The sequence below is a fragment of the Streptomyces sp. NBC_00328 genome (assembly GCF_036139655.1).
Classification (GTDB): Bacteria; Actinomycetota; Actinomycetes; order Streptomycetales; family Streptomycetaceae; genus Streptomyces.
Map to the genome: position 1 here is coordinate 753,563 of NZ_CP108013.1, position 23,503 is coordinate 777,065.

Genomic DNA, 23,503 nt, shown 5'->3' on the forward strand with positions numbered 1-23,503 from the left:
TGAGGTGGGGCGCGTTGCCGGTGCCCGTACCGGGTTCGAGTTCCGCGTCCGGCAGTTCAGGTCAAATCCGTGGCTGCGCCATTCGGCTGCCGTCGTCTGGCGCCGCCTGTGGATCTCGGTGACGTTGGCACGGAAGCGTGCCGGTGTCCGCATGGGGCGGCGTCGGACGCCTGCCGTGAAAGGACCGGACATGTACAGATCGGTACGCAGAGGGAGTCGCCGCGGGGGCGCCGCGGCTGTCGCCGTGCTGGCGGCCTTCACGTCGGCACTGGCCGGGCAGCCCGGTGCCGCCGCCGAAGGCGGTGCCGCGCCCTCCGTGCCGGCGTTGAGACTGCACTGGCGAGCCTGCGCCGGGAACAGCTCGTACGACTGTGCGACCGCACGTGTCCCGCTGGACTACGGCAAGCCCCGCGGGCGCACCATCGAACTCGCGGTCGTGAAGCGGAAGGCGACCGGCCCCGGCCGCCGGATCGGGACCCTGTTCTTCAACCCGGGCGGACCGGGCGGACCGGGAACGGTCCAGATGCCGCAGAACTACGACTTCTTCCCCGAGAAGGTCCGGGAACGGTTCGACATCGTGAGCTGGGACCCTCGTGGAATCGGCAACAGCACGGCGGTGAACTGCTTCGCGAGTCCCGAGGAGGCCGAGGCCTGGAGCGCGAGCAAGCCGGCGGGCTTCCCGGTCGGCCGGCAGGAACGCCAGGAGTGGATCTCCGCGTACCGGAAGCTGGGGCGCCTGTGCGACGAGCGCGACCCCGAACTGCTGCGCCATGTCTCGACCGAGGACAGCGCCCGCGACCTCGACCAGCTCCGCCGGGCGGCGGGCGACCCGAAGCTCAACTACCTCGGCATCTCGTACGGCACCATCCTCGGCGCCACCTACGCCAATCTCTTCCCCTCGCGGATCCGCGCCATGACCCTCGACAGCAACATCGCCCCGACGGCATGGACGAACCGCGCCTCGGACGACGCCCGGCTGCCGACGTTCCTGCGTATGGGCTCCGACCACAGCGCCGCGGCCACGCTGGAGCAGTTCCTCGAACTCTGCGGATCCCGCCCGGCCCAGTGCGCGTTCTCCGCGGGCAGCCCGCGGGCGACCCGGAAGAAGTTCGACCAGCTGACGGCACGCCTGCGGGCGCGTCCGGTGGGCACCTGGACGTATGCCAGGACTGTGGCGGACACGATCAACAGCCTCTACATCGTCCACCCCGGATGGACCCAGCTCGCCGTCAGACTCCAGGAGTTGTGGCAGGGCAGAGAGCCGCAGCCAGCCGCCCCGGACACGTCACCCCTCCCCTACCCGATCCCGTACCTGGGCGAGGAGCAGGCCGGGGCCGTGTTCTGCGGAGACAGCCCCAACCCGCGTGATCCCCAGGTCTACCACCGGCTCGAAGAGGCGAGTGCGGCCCGGACAGGCGACGCCGGGCGCTACTGGACCTGGGCCGCCGAGCCGTGTGCCACCTGGCCGGCGACAGCCGCCAACCGCTACACCGGCCCGTGGAACAAGCCCACGTCCAAGCCCATCCTCGTCGTCGGCACCGCCTACGACCCCTCCACCCCCTATCGCGACGCGCAGGCCATGGCCAGGGAACTGGCCGACGCCCGCCTGCTCACCAACACCGGCTACGGGCACACCGCACTGCTCAACCCCAGCGCCTGCATCAACGCGCACGAGAGCCGCTACTTCATCGACGGCACCCTCCCGCGCCCCGGAACGAGATGCGCTCAGGACACTCCGCCCTTCTCCGCGCCCTGACACACGGGGACGCCTCCGGGAGAACGAGCCGGTCCGTGCCCGGAAGGTCGGCGCGGACCGGCTCAGGACGCGGTGGCGGCGCGAACTCCTTCGGGAAAGAGCCCTCCTGACGTGACTGCCGGCGGAGGCCGACAGGCATTTCCCCATGCGACAGTTCTACGATCACGGTTCATGACGACTCCCGACTGCTTCGCATGTGGCCAGGAAGCGGAGTTCGACGACCTTCCGCCACGCGAGTGCGTGGCATATGACCAGCACTGGCGGGTGGCCCACGCCTTCAACACCGCACTGCCGGGCTGGCTGGTGCTCCTTCCTCGACGCCACGTCGCCGCGGTTCATGACCTCACCGACGACGAGGCATCTTCCCTGGGGACGTGGCAGGTGAAGCTCTCCCGGGCGCTCCGAACCATGACTGGCTGCGCGAAGACCTACGTCATCCAGTTCGCCGAGGCCGAAGGATTCGCGCACGTGCACTTCCACATCGTTCCGCGCGCGGAGGATCTGCGGCCAGAGCATTGTGGGCCGGGCGTTTTCGAGCTGCTTCGACGACCGGAGCCGGAGCGTGTATCGGCCGACCAGGCAGACCGGATTGCCCGCTCTCTCCGATCCCAATTCCAAGGTCACCCGAACGCTCGGTAGGCGGCGCGTGGAACGTGTCGCGCACGCAAGCGAGAGTGACCGGTCTGTTCCAGAGACAACGTGCCGCCGCAAGCCGATACGACAAGACCCCGGACAGCTTCCTCGCCGGCCTCCACCTACGCGCTTCGATGATCTGGATCAAAGACCTCACCCGGGGCGGCCCCTGACCACGGCCAGGTATGCGCCCCAGTCACGGGCCTCATGCCTCAGCCGTCGAAGCGAGACCAGCGGAACCCGTGTTCGAGCAGGGGCGTCAAGGTGGCGCGATGGAGCGTGGCGAAGGCCACGACGGCCTCGTTCTCGTCGCTGCTGATCGTCGTGAGCAGTCCCGGGGCGACGAAGAACTTCTCGGCGGTGTAGGCCGGCAGGAACGGGCTCAGGGGTACGGGGCGCAGCGTGCTCCACAACGGGGCGAGGCGCACAGCCGGTATGCAGTAGGTCCATGCCTGGTAGAGGGCGGCGTTCATGGCTTCGTAGAGGGTGTACTGCAGGAGGAAGCGGCTGAGCGGTTCTTCTTCGAGTATGGTCTCCGGGCCCGCAGAGAAGGGGTCTTCGGTGAGCCATACACGGGGATCGGCTTCGCCCAGTTCTTGCGGTGGCCACGGGATGGACCAGTCCCGGGTGCCCTCGCCATGCGCGGCAAAGACCAGTCGGCCGCCGAGCGGTCCGGAAGTTCGCTGGGGCTGTTTCAGTACCGGGTTGCGGAATCTGTGGATAGCGGGGCGGAGGCGGGCCACGCGGTAGAAGCCAGCCAACGCCTCCGGCAGGTCGTCGGGTTCGCCCTCCGTGCTCTCTTCCCCGGCCGGCTCCGCCTCCTCGGCGGGAAACCAGCCGAGGACGAACGACTCCAGGGCCCGGATCGGATCCGTTTCCACGTGGTCGACCCAGTCCACCGTTGGCACCGACCCGGGTGCCGGGACGGGCCGGACCGCGTCCAGCATTTCGCGGGTCAGGGGCTGGTCGAGCCTCAATTCGGCGTGGTTGAAATGGGCAGGTGTCGACGACCCTCCCCGACAGAGCGCGGTGCCCAGGGGAAGGCAGCCCCGGTCCAGGCGGGCGAAGAGGTGAATGGGCAGGGCAGCCCGGAATTCAAACCGTGGATGGAGCGCCGGAACGGCGTCCCCGCGCAGAAGCACCTTGGTGGAGTCCTGGACACCACTGACCCCCGGGTCGTCCCCGGGCTCGACGATGACGACGGTCGCGTCCGCCCCCGCCCCGATCAGCGCCGGGCCCATCTCGTAACGGCGGAGCCCGGCTCCGGCGACGGACAGTGCCGCCGCCTCAGTGGTCAGGGACGGGAGCGTTCGCGTCATCTGGTCACCCTATCCAGGAGAACGGATCAGGGCTGATTGATCGCGACTCGATACGCGCCCTAGTAGGGTGCTTGCGACGGGCGGGAGCCTGGCGCGGGGATCCCCACAGCCCATGGAGCTGGTGTACGCAACTCATCTGGTACAGCCATGGCCGACGCCGGTTTCAGTGCTCGTGATGAGAGGGTCCAATGCACGCCAACGACAAGAGTCCGACGACCCATGCCAGGCAGACTGGCCGCCGCCATGACAGGATCCAGCCGGCAGAACGTGGCTTTCCCGCCGGGCTTCTTGGCCTCCAGGCCACCGTGGGCAACACCGCCGTGGTTCAGATGCTCCGTCAAGCCGGCCGTGCCGGGGCCCGGCTTGAGGAGCACCAGCACGGTGCAGGCTGCGGTCACCTGCCAGCTGGGCAGCCCTCCGTGCAGCGCTCCGCCGTCCACGACGTCCTGCGCACCAGTGGTCGCCCCTTGGACGAGCCGACCCGCACGGACATGGAGGCCCGTCTGGGGGCAGACTTTTCCGACGTCCGTATCCACAACGACTCCGCTGCGAAGGCATCCGCCGCGGAGGTCGGCGCCCGCGCTTACACCTCCGGCTCCCATGTCGTGATCGGTGACGGCGGCGGCGACAGACACACCCTCGCCCACGAGCTGACGCACGTCATCCAGCAGCGCCAGGGCCCCGTGGCCGGAACGGACAACGGCGGTGGCCTCAAGGTCTCCGACCCCTCCGACCGCTTCGAACGCGAAGCCGAAGCCAGCGCGACGCGGGCCATGTCGCGCTCCACCCCGGTGCAGCGGCAGGAGCACGCTCCGCGCATCACGCCGCCTGGGCCGGGGGCTGACCCTGTTCAGCGGGCGCTCACCATCAACGGCCAGAAGATCTCCGAGGAGTACAAGAAGGAGAGCGAGGGCCAATCCCCGTCAGACCAGCGGGCGAAGCTTGACGCGAAGGTAAACAGCGTTGTTGCCGGGATCAGCGCGGCGAAGCAGAGTGGTGAGCTCTCCGAGGACGAGTGGAATCAGATCCGCGGCGCGGAGACTCGGATCCTTGAGCAGCTGCGCAAGCTGATCGTATCGCCGGTCGGTGAGAAGGGCCTCAACAAGGTGCTGGGAGCCGATGTAGGCAAGCACCCGGAGTTCGGCGCGAAGAACCGCGACGTCCAGGTGAACGACTACGCCGAGCTGGCGCGCGGGCTGATGGGCTGGGTCGAGGCGAAGGAGAACCGCAAGAAGGAGAAGGCGGCGGCAGCCGAGATCAAGGTCAGCCGGGACGTCGACATCCTCCTCAACTCCCTGCTGCTGCGCATCAACAGCCGGACCGAGACGATCAAGTCGAAGATGACTCCCGACAAGCGGCAGGCCATGGAGTACGAGCTCGTCCACGGGGTCGCCCACGAACTTGCGGCAGGAGGCACGGCCAAGGCCGGCCAGCCCTTCGGCGCCTACCTCACGTACTTCAATCCGGCGCATAACCCGCAGAGCAAGTTCCGTCCCGGCGAGGCGCTCGCACACCTGGCGACCACCGTCCCTGGAGTGGGCGGCGGAATCCAGGCGGTGCTGCGCAACCCGGAGAGCTTCCCGTTCCGGGAGAAGATCATGGTGCTCCACGACCTGATGGAGTACTTCGGACCGGCCAGGCATTTCCCTCCGACCATGGGCACAGACCAGCTGAATGACATCGGCGAGAACGACACCTGGAGTACATCGGGCATCGATCCCGCGACCGGGGTGCGGAACCAGCGGGCTCAGGACCGGGGCCAGAACCCGCGGAAGTGGCAAGGGGGCAAGGAGCACCCGTCCACAAGGAACGAAAGCTCCGACACCACGAAGCTCGCACGCGCCCACAAAGCACCGGTCTGGGCGGGCCAGTCCTACACGGCTGCCCGCATGTTCAACCTCGCCCGGGGCGCGGGCGGGACCCAGCAGGAAATCGCTGCGGTGGCCTGGGGAATCTTCGCCTTCTGGCGGCTGGACTTCGACCACACGACCCCGTTCGCCTACCACACGCTGCACGAAGTCATGGACATCGCGCAGAACTTCGGCGTCCCGTACAAGATCACCGACCAGTATGCGGGCCGGGAGGACTTGAAGGTGACCAAGCTGGTGGACCAACTCCACGTGCTCCAAGGACAAGTGAGCGGGGGGCTCCAGCAGGTCCAGCACGGCATCGGCCTTCTCAAACAGGCAGAGAAGTCGGACACCGGCATGTGGACCGACGAGCACGAAAGGGTCGCCGAGGTGGCCGAGCGCATCGCCGGAGACCTGCACCGCATCGCCCAACAGCTGGCGGACCTCGCGGGCTTCCTGGCCAACCAGCCAGGGGAGAGGAGCAGGGAGGAGACAGCGCTGGCGCAGGCCCTCCAGGACTCCCTCGCGAGGATCCCGGACGAATTCCAGAACCTCAGCAACCAGTTCGCCCCGGTACTGGCCATGGCGAAGAACCTGTAGGAACGATTCCTGGCAGCGTGCGGCTGTACCTGCGACAGTCGACGGGAGGGAGGCCCTGGCCCGGTTCCGTTCGGTGTCGGGCCGCCTCCACCCGGCCCCGCTCCACCGCACCGAGTCCATCCGGTGCGCACCGCCGAGCGGATTCGCTGCGCATCGGATGGATTCACATGTCCGCACTGGTGCGCACGGTGGTGCAGTTACTGGTGCGCACCAGGTGCGGAGTGCACCGCGCGCGCCAGCACTAGTAGGACTTCGTTACGTCTTTCTGTCGGGCCTGTTCAGCGGCATGGTGGGTGTGTGGATGCACATGAAGTGAACCGTGCTCGGGCGAAGTTGGCGTTGTTCGTGGCTGATGTGTTCGCCTCGGTGCAACGGAAGGATGAGCGGGCCAAGAGCGACTGCTACCTGCGGGGACTGATGACGGACGGTCGCCGCAAGTCCGTCCAGGCCATGGCGTCGCGGCTTCTGGTCGAATGGCCCGAAGGCGCCGAAGCACCCACCAGCTACTGGCTGTCCAACCTGCCCGCCGACACCCCGATCGCCGAACTGTTCCGCCTGGCCAAGATCCGCTGGCGCATCGAGCACGACTACCGGGAACTCAAGCACGGCTTGGGCCTGGACCACTTCGAGGGACGTTCCTGGGCCGGGTGGCATCACCACGTCACCCTGGTCACCGCCGCCCACGCCTTCCTCACCGAACAGCGCATGGCCCCAAAAGCCGATACAGCCAACTCACCCTCTACCAGATCCTCGACGCCCTCCAGGACCTGCTGAACTGCTGGACCTGCACCACCTGCCACCAACCCCTCCCCGCCAGAACACACACCGCACCAAGACCCAGACAGACCTAACGGAGTCCTACTAGACAACGTCGAATTCGTTGCCTTCGGGGTCCTGCAGGTGGACGGCGTAGTACCCCATGTCCGGCGCATCCGTGATCCGGAGCACGCCTGCGCCGGCTTTTACGAGTCTGTCCACTGTGGCGGTGACCCGCTGCGTGCGGACCGCCAACGGGACGTCGCGCCCGCCGCCGACCTTCAGGTCGAAATGTATGCGGTTCTTGGTGGCTTTGGGTTCTGGAACCTGCTGGAACCACACCCGGGGCCCCTGTCCCGCGGGATCGACGATCGACTCCGGGACGTCGCCCGCACCCGCGGGCAACTCCTCCGGGGGCACTCCCATGGCTGCCCAGTACTCCCGCCACGTGGCATGGTCACCCGGTGGGAGTTCGGGTACGTATCCCAGAGCCTCGCTCCAGAACGCCACCAGCCTCGGCGGGTCGGCACAGTCGATCGTCAGTTGCAGCGTCATCTCCATATCCAGAGCCTGACAGACACCTCTGACATTCACCCCGGACCGCCCGCCAAGCAAGCGGACACCGGCCGCTCTTCGAACTGGATCCGTTCACACGAGTCATTCTCGTGGAGGCCATGCCCTGCCGGGCGCGGGTCGCCATCAACTCCGCGACCAGGATGCGAGCCCGGAAGACGACGCTCAGGAGGTGCCGGACCCGGGTCGGCCGAGGCGGGTCATCGCTCGGTACAGGGCAGTTGATGCTGTGTGTGCCGGCACGCCAGGCGCCGTGGTTCACGGATCTGCGAACGAAGCCGGCTTCAAGAATCGTCATCGCCGTTGAGCCCGTCGCGGCGCGCGCCGCTTCGAAGCCGGTCGCACTAGGGTCACACGGCATGACCGTGCTGCGTGGCGCTTCCGTCGTTCTCCGACCCACCGCCCAGGACGACGTCCCCGCCCTGGCCGCCATCCGGGCCACTCCGGAAGTACGTGCGCGTTGGCGGGGCGGGGACGATCTCGAGGCCGAGCTCACGGCCGATCTGCAGGACGCCGGCACCCGGTGCCTGACGGTGGACCACCAGGGGCGGATCATCGGCATGATCCAGTGGCACGCCGAGGAGGAGCCGGACTACCGGCACGCCGGCATCGACCTCTTCCTCGATCCCGCGGTGCACGGCAGAGGCCTGGGCACCGACGCCGTACGCACACTGGCCTGCCACCTCATCGATGATCACGGCCATCACCGCCTGATCATCGACCCGGCGGCCGACAACGCCGCGGCGATCCGCTGCTACGCCGAGGTCGGCTTTCGCCCGGTCGGCATCATGCGGCGGTACGAGCGCGGCCTGGACGGCAGTTGGCACGACGGCCTCCTCATGGACCTCCTGGCCGACGAGGTGGTGCGCTGATCGCCATCGGCCACCGACCGGGTTGAACCGGTGGCCACGCCCGGTTCGTCCGGGAGCCGGACCGGGCGCACCCGCTCACCCTGGCGGGCCAGGCCGTGAGAACCCCCGCCTACATGGCGCCCGAACAGTTCGGCGCACCCGGGACGACCGACGGCAGGGCCGATCTGTACACCCTGGGCTGTGTGCTGTACGAGCTGCTGACCGGAGCCCGCCCCGAGTGCGGCGGCCTCTACGAGGAACTGGCCCATCTCCCGGGAGGCCTGCTGGCCCACATCGACCTCTCCGGCCTGAACCTGGACGGCGCGGTCCTGATCCAGGGGAAACCGGCCGGGGCGCGGCTGACAGGGACTCAACTCTCCTTCGTTCTCATGCCTTTCGCCGATCTGCGCGAGGCGAACCTCGTCGGCGCGGACCTGGCGGGCGCGGACCTGAGCGGCGTGCACTGGTCCGTCGAGACGTGCCGGCCGTTCCCGTCGACCGCGCTGCGGAAGCTGTCCTGCTCCTCGCAGGCGCCGGGCGGATTCGTCCTGCCCGGGGCCTACGCGTAGCGCTCGAACAGGGCAGCCATGTAGTTCTCGAGCCTGGTGGTCAGCAGGGCAGGGGTCAGATCCGTGCGGCCCAGTTCGCGCCAGGGCACGGCGACCTTCTCCGCGTCCGGGGCGAAGGCCAGGGCGTCGATGAGCCTCCAGTACAGGTGCGCCGAGCGCCGTTCGGCCAGTCGCCCTCCCGCGGCGAGGTACCGGTCCGCGAAGCTCATTCCCAGGGGAACACCGTGGAGCAGGGCCAGGGCTGTTGAACAGTGGGCCACATCGAGGTCAGCCGGTCCCCAAGAGGTCTCCACCCAGTCGACCACACCGCTGAGACGGAGGTCGTTCCCTTCGCCTTCGAAGAGAACATTGCCCGGGTGGAAGTCCCGGTGGAGGAAACAGGACCGGTGATCGGGAGGACCCTTCCGGATGACGTCGACGGCCCGCTGCCACAGCTCCGGCCGCGGCGTGGACTCTGGTGGCGTCACCCGTTCCGGCGAAGTCCAGGCCTGCCAAGTCCGCGGCCTCGCCTGTGCGGGGACCTCGATCCGATGAATGCGCAGCAGTTGCGCGGCCAGCAGATCAACCCGGCGCTCAGCACCTCGATCGTCCAGGCGGACGGACCCGGGCAGCGACGACATCAGCAAGGACGGGTGGTCGCAGCATGTCCCGGCCGAGTCGACGTCCACGAGCACCGCCGCGGGCACGGACGTCTCCCCGAGCAGGCGCAGGATCGCAGCTTCGCGGGACAGCAAACCATCCGCGTGCCGGACGAAGAAGGGCTTCTCGAAGGACCGCAGCACCAGAACCCGCCGGCCGTCAGGCCCCGAAATACGCAGGCTGCGCATGTGCGAGGTCCAACCACCTCGCAAGCGCTCGGCGCCTTCTATCCGCTCCCCTTCGGCGAGCCGCTTCTCCACCCACGATCGCGTGGCACCCCATTCACGCGCCTCACGATCGTCTCCGGCTCGCCCGTCCTCACCCTTGATCATGAGGGGGAGGCTATCGACATCACGGACGGACGGCACCGGCACCGTGATGGGTCATCAGCGGGCCGCACGGTCAGTCGTTGTCGCCCTTGCGCGGACCGTGCGGTTCGTCGGAGAGCAGGTCTTCGGCGTGGCCGTCGAGGGCGTACTGCATTTCGGCGGAACGGGGCAGCATGGTCTTCTCGTAGGCCTGGACGGCGTCGTCGATGGTGTCGTGGCGGGCGAGGGCGAGAGCGAGTTCGCAGGCGTCGAGCATGGCGAGGTTGACGCCGACGCCGAGCGGGGGCATGAGGTGGGCGGCGTCCCCGAGCAGAGTGACGGTGGGGTTGTGTTCCCAGGTGTGGGGAACGGGCAGTGCGTACAGCGGGCGGTCGAGGTAGAGGCCGTCATTGTCGCGGAGCATCTGCCGCAGGCGGGGGGACCAGTCGCGGTAGCGGTCGAGGAGGACGGCCCGGATGCCGTCGGTGTCCTGGGGCGTGAGGCCCCCGGCGGTGATCCAGTCGGCGGGGACCCGCTGGATGACGTAGACGCGGATGTGGTCGCCGCTGTTGCGCTGGGCGAACAGACCGCGCTCGCCGTCGCCTGCGGCGGCGCTGCCCCGGCCGACGAGTTCCGCGAGGTCAGGGTGCCGGTTGTCGACGTCGTGGAACCACGCCTCGAGAAAGCTGATGCCGGTGTACCGAGGCGTGGCGTCGGAGAGGACGCGGCGCACCTTGGACCAGGCGCCGTCGGCCCCGATGACGAGATCGGCCTCGACACTCGTGCCGTCGGTGAAGTGCAGCAGACGGGGTCCCTGAGAGGGGCCGCCGACCGAATGCAGGGTGTGGCCCCAGCGCACGGTCCCGGCCTGGAGGGAGTTCAGGAGGAGGTCGCGGAGCTGTCCGCGGTCGATCTCGGGCTTGAAGCTCTCGCCTTCCCCGGGCAGATGATGGAAGCCGATCGCACCCGTCGCGTGGTCGAGTTGGCGCATCTCCTGCCCTTCGGGGCGGCAGAGACGGAAGAAGTCGTCCAGCAGTCCGGCCTCGCGCAGGGCGATCTGGCCGTTGTCCTCGTGCAGGTCGAGCGTGCCGCCCTGGTTGCGGGCCTCCGCGCCGGCTTCGTGGTCGTAGACGGTCACGCTGATGCCGTGCTGCTGGAGGATCCGCGCGCAGGTCAGGCCGCCGGGGCCGGCTCCGACGACGGCGATGCGGGGGGTGGGGTCGGTGTTCATGGTGGTGCTCCGTTCGTGCGGGGCGGCGGGGCGCTGGGGGCCTGCCGCGGGAAAGGGAGCGGTCGCGGACATGGCTGATCACTCCATTCGGGCAGAGGGAGGTGCGATGCAAGGGGGCCGGGCAGTGCCTCGCGGCCACCACATCAGAAGAGCACACCGAATCAATAAGTGCAACAACTCAACTTTTTCATCAAGGCAACTAGTGGTGTAGATTGCTTCCATGCTCGAACCCACCCGCCCGACCGACAGCGCCCCGGCCCCCGTAGGGCGCCGCGAGCGCAAGAAGGCGGCCACTCGCCAGGCCATCGCCGACGCCGCACTGCGTCTCTTCCTGGAGCGCGGCTACGACGATGTCGGCATCCGCGAGATCGCCGACGCCGCAGACGTGTCGACCACCACGCTCTTCAAGCACTTCCCCGTCAAAGAGGCGCTCGTCTTCGACCGGGAATCCGATGTGGAAGAGGGCCTTCTCGCCGCCGTACGCGAGCGGCCGCCGGGCCAGTCCATCCCGAACGCCCTGCGTGAGCACGCCCTGCGCCACCGCAGGGCGGGCGCCGGCAGCGATCCCCGCTTCGCCACCTTCCTCGCACTGGTGAGCAGCACCACGGCCCTGCGCGACTACCACCAGGCCATGTGGCTACGCCACACGGCCGCACTCGCCCAGGTGATCGCCGAAGAAAGCGGCCTCCCCGCGGGCGATCCCGCCTGCACCGCACTGGCCCACTTCGCCCTCGAAGCACCGCACGCAGCCCGCACCCACGACGACCCCGAGCGGGTCATCAGCAGAGCGTTCGACCTGCTCGACAGGGGCTGGCGCGACCTCGGAGGCGAGGAAGCGGCCCCGAGCTGAGGAACGGGAGCGCGGCCGGGGCGGCGGCGAAGCACGCGGGGCGCGACCACATGCCTCGGGTAGTCCAGCCACACCGGCCGCGGGCGCACGGCGCAGCCGCTCGTGCCGTGGAGATCGAGGGCCCGTCGTTCAAGCGCCGGTGAAGGCCGTCTGGAGGAGGTCGGCGAGGAGGGCCGCGCAGGAGCCGTCCGGGTCGAGATCGGGGTCGTAGATGGTGAGATTGAAGCCGACGCACCGCTCCGATCGCACCAAGGTCCGCAGCAGCGCGGCGAGTTCGTCGGGCAGCAGCCCGCCGGGGTCGGGGCTGTCGACGGCGGGCATGACGGACGGGTCCAGCACGTCCGCGTCCAGATGAACCCAGAACCCCTCGGTCACGGGCACCTCGAGAGTCTGCAGGACCGCGCCCGCCAACTCCCCGGCGCCCCACTGCCGGATCTCCCCGACCGTCGCGTTCATGATCTTCAACTCGGTGAGCTCGGCCCGCTCGTCGTCGTAGTCCCGGATACCGAGGACCCGTACATCCTCGTCCCTGACATACGGCCGCAACCCTTCGAGGTCCGTCAGGTCCCGCTGGCCACGGCCGGTCCCAAGGGCCAGCTCCTCGCCGCCCGCGGCACCGACCCGGTCGGAGTTGCCGGGGTGCCGGAAGTCCGCGGAGCCGTCGATGACGACGAGTCCGTACCGTCCGATGCGGCGGAGGGCGAGCGAGGCGCCGAGCTGGATGGAACAGTCCCCGCCCAGGACGACCGGGAAGTCTCCCGCCCGGACGTGGTGCTCGACACGGTCGGCGAGCTTGCGGCTGTAGGTGGCGATCGCCTCGGCGTTGAACACACCGTCGCCCTCCGCCCATCCGCCGCGGTCGTAGCGGGGCGGCACGACGACTCCGCCCTCGTACGCCCCGAGCCGTTGTACCAGCCGTTGCTCCCGCAGCGCGCCCGCCAGCTTGTAGCACCCGGGCACGGTGCCTTCGGCGGGCGGCCGGAGGCCGAGATTGGACGGGGCGTCGATGACGACGAGACGGCGCATCCGGCCATTCTGGCTCTGCGTCGGCTTCAGTTCAACGGACTGGTCGACCGGCAGGCGGCCCCCGACGCACCTTCACGGGTCGAGTACCAACTCAACGCTCCGGGCGGGACGTTGCCGGCACCGGCACGCGTTGGTCGGCAACGACCCCCCTCCGGTGGCCCACGCCCTGCGCCTGCTGCGCCGACGCGTCCCGGCCTTCGGCACCGGCGACGCGACGGCCTGCGTGGACGCGTTGCGGGCCGGTCAGGGCCCGCAGGCCGATCTGCTCGCGTCGGCCGCCGAGGCCCTCCCACGCGAAGTCGACCGCTTGGCCGTCGGAGTCCCGGGCGAAGCCCGTGGGGAACGCCCCGGACGTGCCGGGGGCGCCGGTCAGGTGGGTGGCATCGCGGTTGACATCGGCGATGACGTTCCCGATCAGCAAAGCGAACCGCCCGTCGGCAGGGTGCCGGGGCCGTCGAGGCATCGGACCCGCGATCGGGGGAACCCCCGAAGGGGAACCCCGTATCGGAGGCAATGATGTTCGAGGCAGGTGACATCCGCGAATGGCGTGGTCACGACGTGGTGGACCCCGGTGGCCACAAGATCGGCACCCTGGAGTCCGTCTACGTCGACACGGCCACCGACGATCCTTCCTTCGCCACCGTGACCGTGGGCCTTCCCACCCGCCGTCGCCTGGTGTTCGTCCCCCTGGACCGGGCGACCGTCGGCCCTGGCTATCTGAGGGTCGCCCACGACCGGAGTCTGGTGAAGAGGGCCCCCTCCATCGACACGGACGGTGTGCTGCCCGCCACGGACGAGCCCGAGGTCTTCGCGCACTACGAACTCGAGTACACGCCGGGTGTCAAGGGCGAGCGGCGTCTCGCCCGTCGCTGATCCGCCCCGAGAGCCCGGGAGGGCCCGATGAGCCTGTTTCTGTTCCTGATTCTCGTGGCGGTCGTCCTGGGCATCATCGGGGTCGCCGCCCACGGACTGTTCTACCTGCTGGTCATCGGCGTCGTCGTCCTTCTCGCCGATCTCGTCTACGGAGGGATGCGCCTGCGCCACGGCGGCCGGAAGCAGCGCGTGGCGCGGTGAGCGCGGCACCGCCCCGGCCGACGCGGACCGGTCGTCCCGGGCCCGGCGCTCAGCCGCCCAGGTAAGGGCTGTAGAGCGCGGACAGGAAGCGGGTGACGATGACCTCGCGGGTCGTCGCCGGGAGGGCGTCCAGGAGGCGGTTGACCGGGGCCATCCGGGCCGCGTTGTCGCCGCTCAGGTCGACGCCCGCGGCCGGGAGCAGTGCCGCGAAGGAGGCGTTGTCGAGTTCGGTCAGGTCCACCTGCCGGAGCAGGTCGACGATGTCCGCGGGCGGCGTCGGGGGCCCGAGCGGACGGACCACGTCGACGCATTCACGCAGGACGGCGAGCAGCTCTTCCACGCCCCGCTCGCTGACCCCGGTGAGGGTCAGGTGCAGGTTGGCCGGCAGCCCGTCCAGGCTGAGCTGCGGCTGGAGGAAGAAGCCCCGGGCGCGGGTCTCGTCGGCGAGGGCGAAGAGGTCGAGCGGGGTCTCGGCCGCCGGATCGGCGCCAATGGCGACCAGGGTGGCCTCGGGAGTGCCGAGGACGGTGAGGCCGTCGATCTCCCGGACGCCGCTGATCAGTGACCGGGTCGCGGACAGGGCGGCGCGGCCCAGCTCGCGGTAGCCGTCGGCGCCGAGGGCCTGGAGGGTGGCCCACGCCCCGGCGAGCGGGCCGGCCCCCTTGCTGCTCTGGATCGTGGAGTTGACGACGCTGTAGCCGGGCCAGGTGGCGCAGGCGTAATAGGCGTCGAGACGCAGGGCCTCGTCGCGGAACAGCAGGACGGAGGCGCCCTTGGGGGCGTAGCCGAACTTGTGCAGGTCGCAGGAGAGGGAGGTGACGCCGGGGACGGAGAGGTCGAAGGCCGGGACGGGCGCGCCGGCCTCGGCGAGCCAGGGCAGCAGCCAGCCTCCGACGCACGCGTCGACGTGACAGGGGATGCCGCGGCCGGCGGCGTCGGCGGCTATCTCCGCGACGGGGTCGATGACGCCGTGGGCGTAGGAGGGCGCGGAGGCGACGACGAGGACCGTGTTCTCGTTGCAGAGCGCAGCCATCGCGGCCGGGTCGGCCCGGTAGGTCACGGGGTCGACGGGCGCGCTGCGCACGGTCACCCGCAGATAGCTGCCGGCCTTGTGGAAGGCGGCGTGGGCGGTGACGGGGACGACGATCTCCGGGGCGAGGACGTCCGGGCGGGCGTCCCGTGCGGCCTTCACGGCGAGGATGATCGACTCGGTTCCGCCGCTGGTGAAGATGCCGGGGGTGGTGTCGTCGCCGCCGAGGCGGGTGGCGGTCGCGCCGACGACCTGGCGTTCGAGGGCGACGATGCTGGGGAACGCGGTCGGATCCAGACCGTTGACCTCCATCATCGTCAGGTAGGCCTGTTCGGCGGCCTCACGTACTTCGGGACGGCCGCTGTCGTAGACGTAGGCGGTGGTGTTGCCGCCCCGGGTGGGCAGGTCGGCGGCGGTGAGGACGGCGAGTTCGGCGAGGAGGTCGGCGCCGGAGCGGCCGGTCTCGGGCAGGCCCGGGTGGGCGGCCGGAGCGTCGGCGGCGGTCTGCTGAGGGGTCGTCATCGGGTGGTTTCCGTTTCTCGCACGGCGCGGCGTCGGCCGTAGGCGCGCAGCGCGGGCAGGGAGAGCAGCATGAGCAGGGCGGGGACGAGACTGAAGCCCAGGAGGATCCCGGTTCGCGCGGTGGCGGACTGGGCGACCGGGTGGTCCAGGGTCGAGGAGACGAAGCCGGTGGCGGCCAGGGCGATCGAGTAGGCGCCGGGTCCGGCCGCGAGACCGACGGTCTCCCCCGCCGTCCACAGTCCGGTGAACGCGCCGGACTGGATCTGTCCGGTCCTGGCGGTGTCGGCGTGCACCGTGTCGGGCAGCAGGGCGAGCGGCAGAACCTGGAGGGCCGCGTAACAGACCCCGAGCAGTCCGCAGAGCGCGAGCGTCGCGGCGACCGCGACGGTTCCGCTGCCGCTGCCGGCGGCCGGGAGCAGGGCGGCGGCGCCGAGGGCGTAGCCGCAGGTGGCGACGGTGAGGCAGCGCAGCCGTCCCCACCGTCCGGCGGCCTTGGCCCAGAGCGGGACGGCGACCGCGCTGGGTGCGACCAGGCAGACGAAGAGCATCGAGGTCAGGCCGTAGCCGCCGAGGCGGTAGGTGGCGACGTACGGTGCGGCGGCGAGCATGATCGCGACGGCGGCGGCCTGGAGCACGAAGGAGAGCAGCAGCGCGAAGAAGGCGCGGTTGCCGCGTGCGGTGCGGAAGGCGGCGACCAGTCCGAGGGGTTCGGTTCCGGGCCGTGAGCGCACCCAGCGGGTGCCGAGCGCGGGCACCAGCAGGACCGCCGCGATGACGAGGCCCACGGTCAGCCCCATAGTCGCGTATCCCTTGCGGCCTCCGCCCGCGGCGTCGACCAGGAGGGGTGCGGCGCCGCCCGCGACGAGGATGCCCAGGGTCAGGAAGACGATCCGCCAGACCATGATCCGAGTGCGGGCGGAGGGCACGGGGGACATCTCGGCGGGCAGGGCGACGTAGGGCACCTGGAACAGTGAGAAGGCGCTGGCGGCCAGGACGAAGGTGACGGTCACCCACACCGCCGCGCCCGTGCCGGTCATGGGTGACAGGAACATCGCCGCGAACGCGGCGGGCAGCGCGAGCGCGCCGGCGACGAGCAGCCGGGTCCGTCGGCCGGTGCGGACGGCCTCACGGTCGCTCGCCGCCCCGACCAGCGGGTTGAACACGGCGTCCCAGGCCTTGGGCAGGGTGACGACGAGTCCGGCGATGCCGGCGGGGACGCCCAGCGCGTCGGTCATGAAGTAGAGGAGCAGCAGGCCGGGAACGGTGGAGAAGACGCCGGTGCCGACCGAGCCGAGTCCGTAGACGAACAGGCGGCGCCGGGTGAGGTCGCCGACGGCGGCCGGGGGGACCAGGGCGGTCGTCATCCGCGCTCCCGGTCGCGCGGGTGCGGGGCGGCGAGCCCCAGTTCGCGCAGGACGAGGGCGCGCAGGTGGGCGCGGAAGCGCGGGACCTCGGCGCGGATGCCCGAGCGGCAGAAGCCGTGGGTGCTCCACAGCACCGTCCAGACGGTCATCTCGACGTCGGCGGGCTCGGCGGATCCGGCCCGCGGCGCGGACGGGACGACCTCGCGCACGGTGTCGCGGACCGCGTCGACGAGCGGCCGTGCGTAGGCGGCCTCCAGATCCGCGAACTCGGCGGCGTCCGAGAGCCAGCGGCGCATCCACAGGGCCGGAATGTGCGGCTGGTCGAGACAGAAGTCGAGGTAGCGGTCGACCAGGCCGGTGACGGCCGCGGCCGGATCGGTGGGCGCGAGCTCCCGGAAGGCGGCCAGCGCGTCCGTCAGCACCCGCTGCTCGGCGAGGTGGGCGCGGAGCATGACCTCACGGTAGAGGTCCGGCTTCCCGCCGACGTGGTAGGCGACGGTGGCCATGTTCAGCCCTGCCTCGGCGGCGATCCGCCGGGTGCTCGTGCCGTCGTAGCCGTGGTCGGCGAACAGGGAGGTGGCTGCCGCGATGATGCGTTCGCGGCTGGCGTCGGCGGGCGGTGGGGCCGGTGAGGCGGATGGCGAGTCGGACATGGCGGGGAGGATATGCCGCCGGGAGGCGCCGATCAATCGATTGATGGAGACGATTTCGCGGACCTCACCGCACGCGCACGACGGTTCGCCCGTACGTTCCTGCCGAGGACACCCGCCGGACGGCCCTGCCGACTCCCGGCCGGCCCCTTGGAACCGGCGCCGCCGACGGCACCGCACTGCACCGCACTGCACCGCACTGCACCGCACTGCACTACATCGAACCGAATCGCACCGAACCGACAACCTGGGCACCGACTGTGACGCACAACACAGCTCAGAGGTCAGATTTTACCCAGCAAAATGATCAATGGGGTCGCGACATCCGTACCCCCTGTGAAATCTGATCGATACGTCAGGAGGCATCATGCCCGTCTCACGCAACTTGGCAGGAACGGTCTTCGTGGGCGGCGCGGTGACTCTGACTCTCGCCGCTCTGGCATACCCGACCATGCTCGGGTTCCAGACCGCGTCCAGCGCCCAGACCCGCGTCATAGCGAACACCCAGTGGGGCCCGCTCACCGAGGGCGACCGTGACTTCGTCGTCAAGGTCCGCGCGGCCGGGCTGTGGGAGTACCCCTTGGGCGAGATCGCGCTCAAGAAGGGCTCGACCGCGGCCATGCGGGAGGCCGGTAAGCACCTGATCGTGGGTCACGCCCGTCTCGACGATCTGGACCGCAAGGTCGCCGTCCAGCTGAACATCACCCTGCCCAACCAGGCGTCTCCGCAGCAGCAGCAGTTCGTGGCGACCTCCGCGGCCCTGACCGGCAAGCAGTTCGACTCGACCACCGCCAACATCCTGCGCGTCACGCACGGCTCCATCTTCTCGGTGATCGCCAAGGTGCGCGCCAACACCAACAACTCCCTCGTACGCGAACTCGCGGACCTCGCCAACGACACGGTCCTCGACCACATCACCATGATGGAGAAGACCGGCACCATCGACTTCGCCCAGGTCATCGCCCAGCAGAGTGCCCCGCCCACGCTTCCCAAGGACCAGCTCACGCCGCCCGCGCCGCAGCCCGGTGCCCCGATGGTCGTCCTCACCCCGCGCCCCGACCTCAACGTGAACACCAACAGCCCGACGCCCAGCCCGACGGTCGGCTGAAGCCCGGGGCGGCGGACATCGCAAGTCCGTTGAGCCCCGCGCGCGGAACGGCCGATCGTTCCCGCGGGCGGGGCTTCAGGCCTGCCGGGCACCCTGCCAGCGGTCGTGGTGCAGGACCTGGTCCAGGGGCAGCCTCGGGCCCGGGCGGAACGTGTCGCGCAGAGGGTGGGCCGTGGGCAGCAGGGCACCCTGGCGGACCGTGGGCGGCAGGCCCAGCAGGTCGGCGACCTCCCGTTCACGGTCCAGGTGCACCGCCGTCCAGGCGGTGACCAGGCCCCGGCTGCGGGCGGCAAGCGCGTAGCTCCAGGCGGCCGGCAGCAACGACGCCCACAGACCTGCCTGGTTGCCCGTGGGCAGCTGTCCGCCGGGCACTTCGAGACACGGGATGACCAGGACCGGTACCCGGTGCAGCCGGTCGGCCAGCGCCCGGGCGGAGACGAGGACCGAGCGTACGTCCTCGGGCAGGTCCGCCGGCCGGTCGAGACGGGCGGAGTTGCGTTCGTAGAACGCGGCCCGGTACACCTCGGCGACATCCGCCCGGACACGCGGGTCGGTGACCACGATCCAGCGCCAGTTCTGCCGGTTGTTGCCGCTCGGTGCCTGGAGCGCGATGCTCAGACAGTCCTCGACCAGGGCCGGGTCCACCGCCCGGTCCAGGTCGAGGCCGTACCGCACCGACCGCGTGGTGGTCAGCAACTCCTCGCAGGAAAGGGGCAGTTCGGCGGTCATGGCAGCAGCACCGCCCGGACGGCCAGCGCGAGGTGGGTGGCCACGACGAAAGCGATCGCGGCGGGCACCGGCCACCCACCGTGGCCGGCGGCCAGGAACCGCCGGGTGCCGTGGGCGGGAAGGACGGCCGCCAGGCAGGGCAGCAGGGCGAGCGGACCGTGCGGGGCGAGCAGCACGACCTCGCAGCCGACGGCGCCGGCCGCGAAGCCCGCGGTCACCGCCGCGGCGCGCCTCGGGCCGAGGGCGGCCGAGTACAGCCGGGCGCCCGGGGGCGCTTCCCAGGCGGTCTTGCGCGCGAACTCGAAGTGCAGGAAGACACAGGCGCACAGGGCGAGCAGCACGGCGCCGCGCCAGTCGGCGGTGACGGTCCCCGCGGCGACGAGGGATCCGTAGACATAGCCGCCGAGCAGCAGTTGGACCGGGTAGGTGAACGCCAGGCCGAGCAGGGGCCGTTCGCCCACGGCGGGAACAAGCCGTTCCAGCGGGGCGAGGAGCAGCCCGTATCCGAGGGCCGCGAGAATCAGCAGGGCGTCGGTCGTCGAGCGGGCCGCGTTCAGACCGGTCACCACCACGGTGATCGCCGCCATCGCTCCGCGCAGTTCGGCCGCGGTGATCGCGCCGGTGACGAGCGGCCGGTCCGGGTGGTGGACACGGTCGTGGGCGAGGTCCTTCTGTTCGTCCAGCATCCGCAGGAACAACAGGGCCAGTACGACGCTGACGACCCGGATCGCGGTGGTGCCGGAGGGACGCCAGGCCGTGCCGGTCGCGGCCGCCGCCGTGCCCTCCAGGGCGAGGACCCACAGCAGTCCGTAGGTGACGTAGATCTGCGGCCGGAACCTGCGCAGCACGAAACGGCCGAGTCGAGCCGGCACATGACGGCCAGGGCGGGCGGGCAGATGCCGGCCCGGTCGGGCGGGCACGTGCGGGGCGGCGGCGGTGGGCACTGCGGGGACCTTCCGATGGGGTGCGTCTCGGTTCGGTACGGCCGGACTCATGCGGCCTTGTGGGTGGTCGGGGCCGCCATGGAACGAACCGGTCGGGTGTCCGGGTCGGCGAGCCTGATGCTGGCCTCCGCGGCCAGGGTGCCTGGCTGGCGCAGGGTGCACTCGATGTCGGCGCCCGGCCGGGCCGGAGCGGTCCGGCACACCAGCGGCAGATCCATCTCGGCGAAACGTCGGAACCGTGCTCTCAGGGCGACGGGCAGCGGGCTGGGTGTGCGGACGGTTCCGGCGGACACACAGGCGCGCAGGGCGAGTTGGCGGAACGCCTCCAGTTCCAGCATGCCGGGCACGTGGTCCACCCAGTGGTCGTAGAGGGTGGGGTGGCTGGTCTCGGCGACCAGATCTGCCGTGTGGGTGCCGTCGTCCGCGGTGCGCGGCGGCGAGATGACCGTGTTGGCAGGGGTGCGCCGGCCGACGAGTGCGGGCTCGACGCGTGCGCCGCGCAGGGCGACGGGCACGGCCGGCAGGCCGAGCGCACCGCGCTGTCCGGCCCTCAGACGCGTCCAGTCCTCGGGCGGCATCCAGGAGTAGTCGATGCGGGCCAGCAGGGCCTCCCGGCCGCCGATGGCCAGCGTGAAGCGAAGGCGCAGGCCCCGTACTTCGGCCCGGGTCCGGAACCGCTTCTCGATCCGGGTGACGACGACCGCCTCGGTGGGCCGGTCCTCCCGGGTGAGGGCGGCCGGGTCCGGCACCGCGAACTCGACGGCCCTGAGCAGGAACTTGTGCCCCGGACGGACGCCGAGGCAGCGGTGGGCCACCACGAAGATGCCCTGCCGGCACGCCTCGAGGAGCAGCAAGGGGTCGAGGCGGTCGGCGGGGCCGAGGGTGTCGTCGTAGAAGGCGTGACGGCGGGGGAACCGTGCGGCCAGCAGCATGTCGTTCTCGCCGTGACGTTCGACGTCGGTCAGGAAGACCTCCGCGGTCGCGGAGCGGTGGACCAGTTCCTTGGGGAGTGTCCGGGTGAACTGCATGGGCCGCTCCTCAGTTCGCGGTGGCGCGGACGGTGTCCAGGTGAAGGCGCCAGGTGTCGGCGTCGGCTCCGTCCAGCACGGGCGTCCGGCCCGGCTGCCGCATGGGAAGCACCTTCGAGCCGACGATGACGGCGTCCCACGGGTCGAGGTCGATTCCCTGCCGCCAGGCGGTCTCCAGCAGCGTGCGCGGAGTGGCGGAGGGGTCGGCGCCCGGGTGCCGGGACACGGTGGCGCGCAGCCGGGCGACGGCGGGATCGAAGGCGAGGTCCCGGGGCGCGGTCGCGTCGTACAACCGACCGGTCAGTTCCCGGGCATGCCCGGTGCGGTCCTCGTCGGCGAGGGCGGAGCGGAACAGGCGGTCGCGCTCGCTGTCGTCGAAGTGGACGGCCAACTCGCGCAGGACGTCGGCCGGTTCGTCGGGGGTGTGCACGAGGTTCAACAAGTAGCTGTAGCGGCCCAGGAGATGACGTAGCTGGCCGGGCCGACGGGCGTCCGGGTCCGTGGGTCCCTTGAGCCGGGTGAGTTCGACCGAGGCGGGCACGTCCAGGTCGTGGCGGGGGCGGACGAGGAGCACGAGGGCGTCGGCGTCCTCCAGGAAGAGTGCGGCCAGCCGCCTGCGGTAGGGGGTGGCGAGGTTCCACTGGAAGTACCACAGGGAGCGGATCATGGTGCGGGTCAGCCGGGTGACGGCCGCGCCGACGATCCTGAAGCCCTGACCGGCCAGCCAGTCCACGGCCACGTCCAGCCTGCGGGCGACGACGGCGTCGGGCTTGAGGAGCAGCAGTGCGTGCCGGTGGGCGAAGCCGGTGATGTCGCCGGTGAGGGCGGCGAGTTGGTCGTGGCTCTCCTGGTAGTAGGTGTCCGCGCCGTACAGGCGTTGTTTGTCGGGGTGGCAGGTCAGCAGCGGTGAGACGGGTATGCCGTACGAAGGTTCGGTGGTGTGGGCGGGCGTCATCGGTGGGTGCTCCCGTCGGGTCGGGCGGCGGCCGGCTCCTTGCGCGGGGGCGGGCCGAGGTAGCCGGTCGCGAGGCAGTGGTCGAGGAGGCGGCGCAGGTAGGCGTGTGCGCCCGTCGCGGGCGGGCGGTGGCCGAAGGCCTCGGCGTGGGTGGCGTCGAACCGGACGCGGCGCCGGAAGTAGGGGGCGTACAAAGAGACGACACGGTCGTAGTAGGGGCGTTCGCGGCCGGGCAGGGCCGTGGCGGAGAACGCGGACGGGGGGACGAAGCGCGGCACGTGGAGGGACGGGTACTCGGCGAGGACGTCGGACATGTCGCGCAGGGTCAGCTCGTGGCCGACGGCGTGCAGGGTGCGGCCCTCGGCGTCCTGGAACCGGGTGACGGCCTCCGTCACCAGGTCGGCGACCCGGTCGACCGGGACCAGGTCGAGGACGGCGTCCTGGTGGCCGGGCACGGTGCGGACCAGGCCTCTGGTCAGGACGCGGAGCACGGGGTAGATGGTCTTGAGGTCGCGGACCCGGCCGGTGCGGGCGGCGCCGGTGACGATGCTCGGGCGGACCACGGCGACGGGCAGGCCGTCCGCCGCGGCCTTGCGGACGAGGGTCTCCGCGGCCAGCTTGCTCTTCTCGTAGTCGTTGCCGGGGCGTTGGCCGAGGTCGAGTTCGTCCTCGTACGCGGTGCCGTCGCGTTCGCCGCACACGTAGGCGGTGCTGACGTGCACCAGGGGGACACCGCCCGCCAGGGCGACGCCCAGGACGTGCCGGGTGCCCTCGACGTTGACGCGCTCGTAGCGTCCCGGTGGCAGTCCGAAGTCGGTGACGGCGGCGCAGTGCACGATCCGGTCGGCGGTGGAGGCGAGCCGCCGGTCGTCGCCGCTCAGCCCGAGGCCGGGGCGGGTGATGTCACCGGTCATCCGGGTGAGGGTGCCCGGACCGGCGGTGAGTCTTCTGCCGTTGTTGCGGACGAGGTCGCCGTTGCGGTGCAGCACGGCCAGCACGGTGTGACCGGCGGCGGTGAGCCGGGCGGTCACCTCGGTGCCCACGAAGCCGCTGGCGCCGGTCACCAGCACCGTCATCGGGTCGGAGTTCATCGGATCGGACATCGGTGGGTCCTCCGCGCGGAACGTCGGATGGGATG

The 23,503-nt window shown here is 70.5% G+C and carries 24 protein-coding genes; 10 read left to right on the forward strand and 14 right to left on the reverse strand.

The window, feature by feature from the left end; translation table 11 throughout:
• Nucleotides 1–190 precede the first annotated feature (190 nt).
• Nucleotides 191–1,756 (forward strand): alpha/beta hydrolase, encoded by a 1,566-nt coding sequence (locus OG485_RS03155; RefSeq protein ID WP_328664229.1) that lies wholly within the window; start codon nucleotides 191–193, stop codon nucleotides 1,754–1,756.
• 171 nt (nucleotides 1,757–1,927) lie between these two features.
• A complete protein-coding gene (locus OG485_RS03160; RefSeq protein ID WP_328664231.1) occupies nucleotides 1,928–2,395 on the forward strand; it encodes an HIT family protein in 468 nt (155 codons plus the stop codon).
• 206 nt (nucleotides 2,396–2,601) lie between these two features.
• On the opposite strand, the gene OG485_RS03165 is transcribed toward OG485_RS03160, so the two are convergent.
• Nucleotides 2,602–3,708 carry a hypothetical protein gene (locus OG485_RS03165; protein ID WP_328664233.1) on the reverse strand — a complete coding sequence of 369 codons (1,107 nt, stop codon included), beginning with the start codon at nucleotides 3,706–3,708 and terminating at the stop codon, nucleotides 2,602–2,604.
• Between the two features lie 188 nt (nucleotides 3,709–3,896).
• Between OG485_RS03165 and OG485_RS03170 the strand changes: the two genes are divergently transcribed.
• Nucleotides 3,897–6,158, forward strand: a complete 2,262-nt coding sequence (locus OG485_RS03170; protein WP_443048648.1) for an eCIS core domain-containing protein — start codon at nucleotides 3,897–3,899, stop codon at nucleotides 6,156–6,158.
• 354 nt (nucleotides 6,159–6,512) lie between these two features.
• Entirely contained in the window at nucleotides 6,513–6,932 is a 420-nt protein-coding gene (locus tag OG485_RS03175) for a transposase (RefSeq protein ID WP_443048897.1), read from the forward strand.
• A gap of 87 nt (nucleotides 6,933–7,019) precedes the next feature.
• Here the strand turns inward: OG485_RS03175 and OG485_RS03180 are convergent, their stop codons facing one another.
• The gene (locus tag OG485_RS03180) at nucleotides 7,020–7,475 is read right to left on the reverse strand and encodes a VOC family protein (protein WP_328664239.1); all 456 of its coding nucleotides are present in this window, start codon (nucleotides 7,473–7,475) and stop codon (nucleotides 7,020–7,022) included.
• A gap of 371 nt (nucleotides 7,476–7,846) precedes the next feature.
• Here OG485_RS03180 and OG485_RS03185 point away from each other — a divergent pair, with 371 nt between their 5' ends.
• Both OG485_RS03185 and OG485_RS03190 read left to right on the forward strand, forming a co-directional pair.
• A complete protein-coding gene (locus OG485_RS03185; RefSeq protein ID WP_328664241.1) occupies nucleotides 7,847–8,359 on the forward strand; it encodes a GNAT family N-acetyltransferase in 513 nt (170 codons plus the stop codon).
• 95 nt (nucleotides 8,360–8,454) lie between these two features.
• A complete protein-coding gene (locus OG485_RS03190) occupies nucleotides 8,455–8,907 on the forward strand; it encodes a pentapeptide repeat-containing protein (protein ID WP_328664243.1) in 453 nt (150 codons plus the stop codon).
• Here OG485_RS03190 and OG485_RS03195 read toward each other — a convergent pair.
• A complete protein-coding gene (locus tag OG485_RS03195; protein WP_328664245.1) occupies nucleotides 8,898–9,878 on the reverse strand; it encodes a phosphotransferase family protein in 981 nt (326 codons plus the stop codon). The two genes, OG485_RS03190 and OG485_RS03195, sit on opposite strands and share 10 nt — an antisense overlap.
• Before the next feature lie 70 nt (nucleotides 9,879–9,948).
• Nucleotides 9,949–11,085: an FAD-dependent oxidoreductase gene (locus OG485_RS03200; protein WP_328674227.1), complete on the reverse strand. Its 1,137-nt coding sequence runs from the start codon at nucleotides 11,083–11,085 to the stop codon at nucleotides 9,949–9,951.
• Between the two features lie 220 nt (nucleotides 11,086–11,305).
• Here OG485_RS03200 and OG485_RS03205 point away from each other — a divergent pair, with 220 nt between their 5' ends.
• A complete protein-coding gene (locus OG485_RS03205) occupies nucleotides 11,306–11,935 on the forward strand; it encodes a TetR/AcrR family transcriptional regulator (protein ID WP_328664248.1) in 630 nt (209 codons plus the stop codon).
• Between the two features lie 129 nt (nucleotides 11,936–12,064).
• Here the strand turns inward: OG485_RS03205 and OG485_RS03210 are convergent, their stop codons facing one another.
• Nucleotides 12,065–12,961 carry an arginase family protein gene (locus OG485_RS03210; protein WP_328664250.1) on the reverse strand — a complete coding sequence of 299 codons (897 nt, stop codon included), beginning with the start codon at nucleotides 12,959–12,961 and terminating at the stop codon, nucleotides 12,065–12,067.
• 91 nt (nucleotides 12,962–13,052) lie between these two features.
• Complete coding sequence (locus tag OG485_RS03215; RefSeq protein ID WP_328674854.1) at nucleotides 13,053–13,424, reverse strand: hypothetical protein; 372 nt, start codon at nucleotides 13,422–13,424, stop codon at nucleotides 13,053–13,055.
• Nucleotides 13,425–13,477: 53 nt separating this feature from the next.
• Between OG485_RS03215 and OG485_RS03220 the strand changes: the two genes are divergently transcribed.
• Both OG485_RS03220 and OG485_RS03225 read left to right on the forward strand, forming a co-directional pair.
• The gene (locus OG485_RS03220; RefSeq protein WP_328458709.1) at nucleotides 13,478–13,834 is read left to right on the forward strand and encodes a PRC-barrel domain-containing protein; all 357 of its coding nucleotides are present in this window, start codon (nucleotides 13,478–13,480) and stop codon (nucleotides 13,832–13,834) included.
• Between the two features lie 27 nt (nucleotides 13,835–13,861).
• Complete coding sequence (locus OG485_RS03225) at nucleotides 13,862–14,035, forward strand: hypothetical protein (protein ID WP_328456733.1); 174 nt, start codon at nucleotides 13,862–13,864, stop codon at nucleotides 14,033–14,035.
• A 49-nt stretch (nucleotides 14,036–14,084) separates the two neighbouring features.
• On the opposite strand, the gene OG485_RS03230 is transcribed toward OG485_RS03225, so the two are convergent.
• The 3 genes from OG485_RS03230 to OG485_RS03240 are packed head-to-tail and all read right to left on the reverse strand — an operon-like array spanning nucleotide 14,085 to nucleotide 17,604.
• Nucleotides 14,085–15,587: a pyridoxal phosphate-dependent decarboxylase family protein gene (locus OG485_RS03230; RefSeq protein WP_328664258.1), complete on the reverse strand. Its 1,503-nt coding sequence runs from the start codon at nucleotides 15,585–15,587 to the stop codon at nucleotides 14,085–14,087.
• The gene (locus tag OG485_RS03235) at nucleotides 15,584–16,951 is read right to left on the reverse strand and encodes an MFS transporter (RefSeq protein WP_328664260.1); all 1,368 of its coding nucleotides are present in this window, start codon (nucleotides 16,949–16,951) and stop codon (nucleotides 15,584–15,586) included. Before OG485_RS03235 ends, OG485_RS03230 begins: the two co-directional genes overlap by 4 nt.
• Entirely contained in the window at nucleotides 16,948–17,604 is a 657-nt protein-coding gene (locus OG485_RS03240; protein WP_328664262.1) for a TetR/AcrR family transcriptional regulator, read from the reverse strand. The genes OG485_RS03235 and OG485_RS03240 overlap by 4 nt, the downstream gene beginning before the upstream one ends.
• A gap of 364 nt (nucleotides 17,605–17,968) precedes the next feature.
• Here OG485_RS03240 and OG485_RS03245 point away from each other — a divergent pair, with 364 nt between their 5' ends.
• Nucleotides 17,969–18,709 (forward strand): DUF4142 domain-containing protein, encoded by a 741-nt coding sequence (locus tag OG485_RS03245; protein WP_328664264.1) that lies wholly within the window; start codon nucleotides 17,969–17,971, stop codon nucleotides 18,707–18,709.
• Between the two features lie 75 nt (nucleotides 18,710–18,784).
• On the opposite strand, the gene OG485_RS03250 is transcribed toward OG485_RS03245, so the two are convergent.
• From OG485_RS03250 to OG485_RS03270, 5 genes are read right to left on the reverse strand one after another with little or no spacing between them, the layout of a single operon-like run.
• Nucleotides 18,785–19,438, reverse strand: coding sequence for a nitroreductase family protein (locus tag OG485_RS03250; RefSeq protein WP_328664266.1), 654 nt, complete (start codon nucleotides 19,436–19,438; stop codon nucleotides 18,785–18,787).
• A complete protein-coding gene (locus OG485_RS03255) occupies nucleotides 19,435–20,382 on the reverse strand; it encodes a hypothetical protein (RefSeq protein ID WP_328664268.1) in 948 nt (315 codons plus the stop codon). The genes OG485_RS03250 and OG485_RS03255 overlap by 4 nt, the downstream gene beginning before the upstream one ends.
• Before the next feature lie 47 nt (nucleotides 20,383–20,429).
• A complete protein-coding gene (locus OG485_RS03260) occupies nucleotides 20,430–21,410 on the reverse strand; it encodes a ScbA/BarX family gamma-butyrolactone biosynthesis protein (RefSeq protein WP_328664270.1) in 981 nt (326 codons plus the stop codon).
• Nucleotides 21,411–21,420: 10 nt separating this feature from the next.
• Entirely contained in the window at nucleotides 21,421–22,365 is a 945-nt protein-coding gene (locus OG485_RS03265) for a nucleoside-diphosphate kinase (protein ID WP_328664273.1), read from the reverse strand.
• The gene (locus OG485_RS03270; RefSeq protein WP_328664275.1) at nucleotides 22,362–23,468 is read right to left on the reverse strand and encodes an SDR family oxidoreductase; all 1,107 of its coding nucleotides are present in this window, start codon (nucleotides 23,466–23,468) and stop codon (nucleotides 22,362–22,364) included. The genes OG485_RS03265 and OG485_RS03270 overlap by 4 nt, the downstream gene beginning before the upstream one ends.
• Nucleotides 23,469–23,503: the final 35 nt, after the last annotated feature.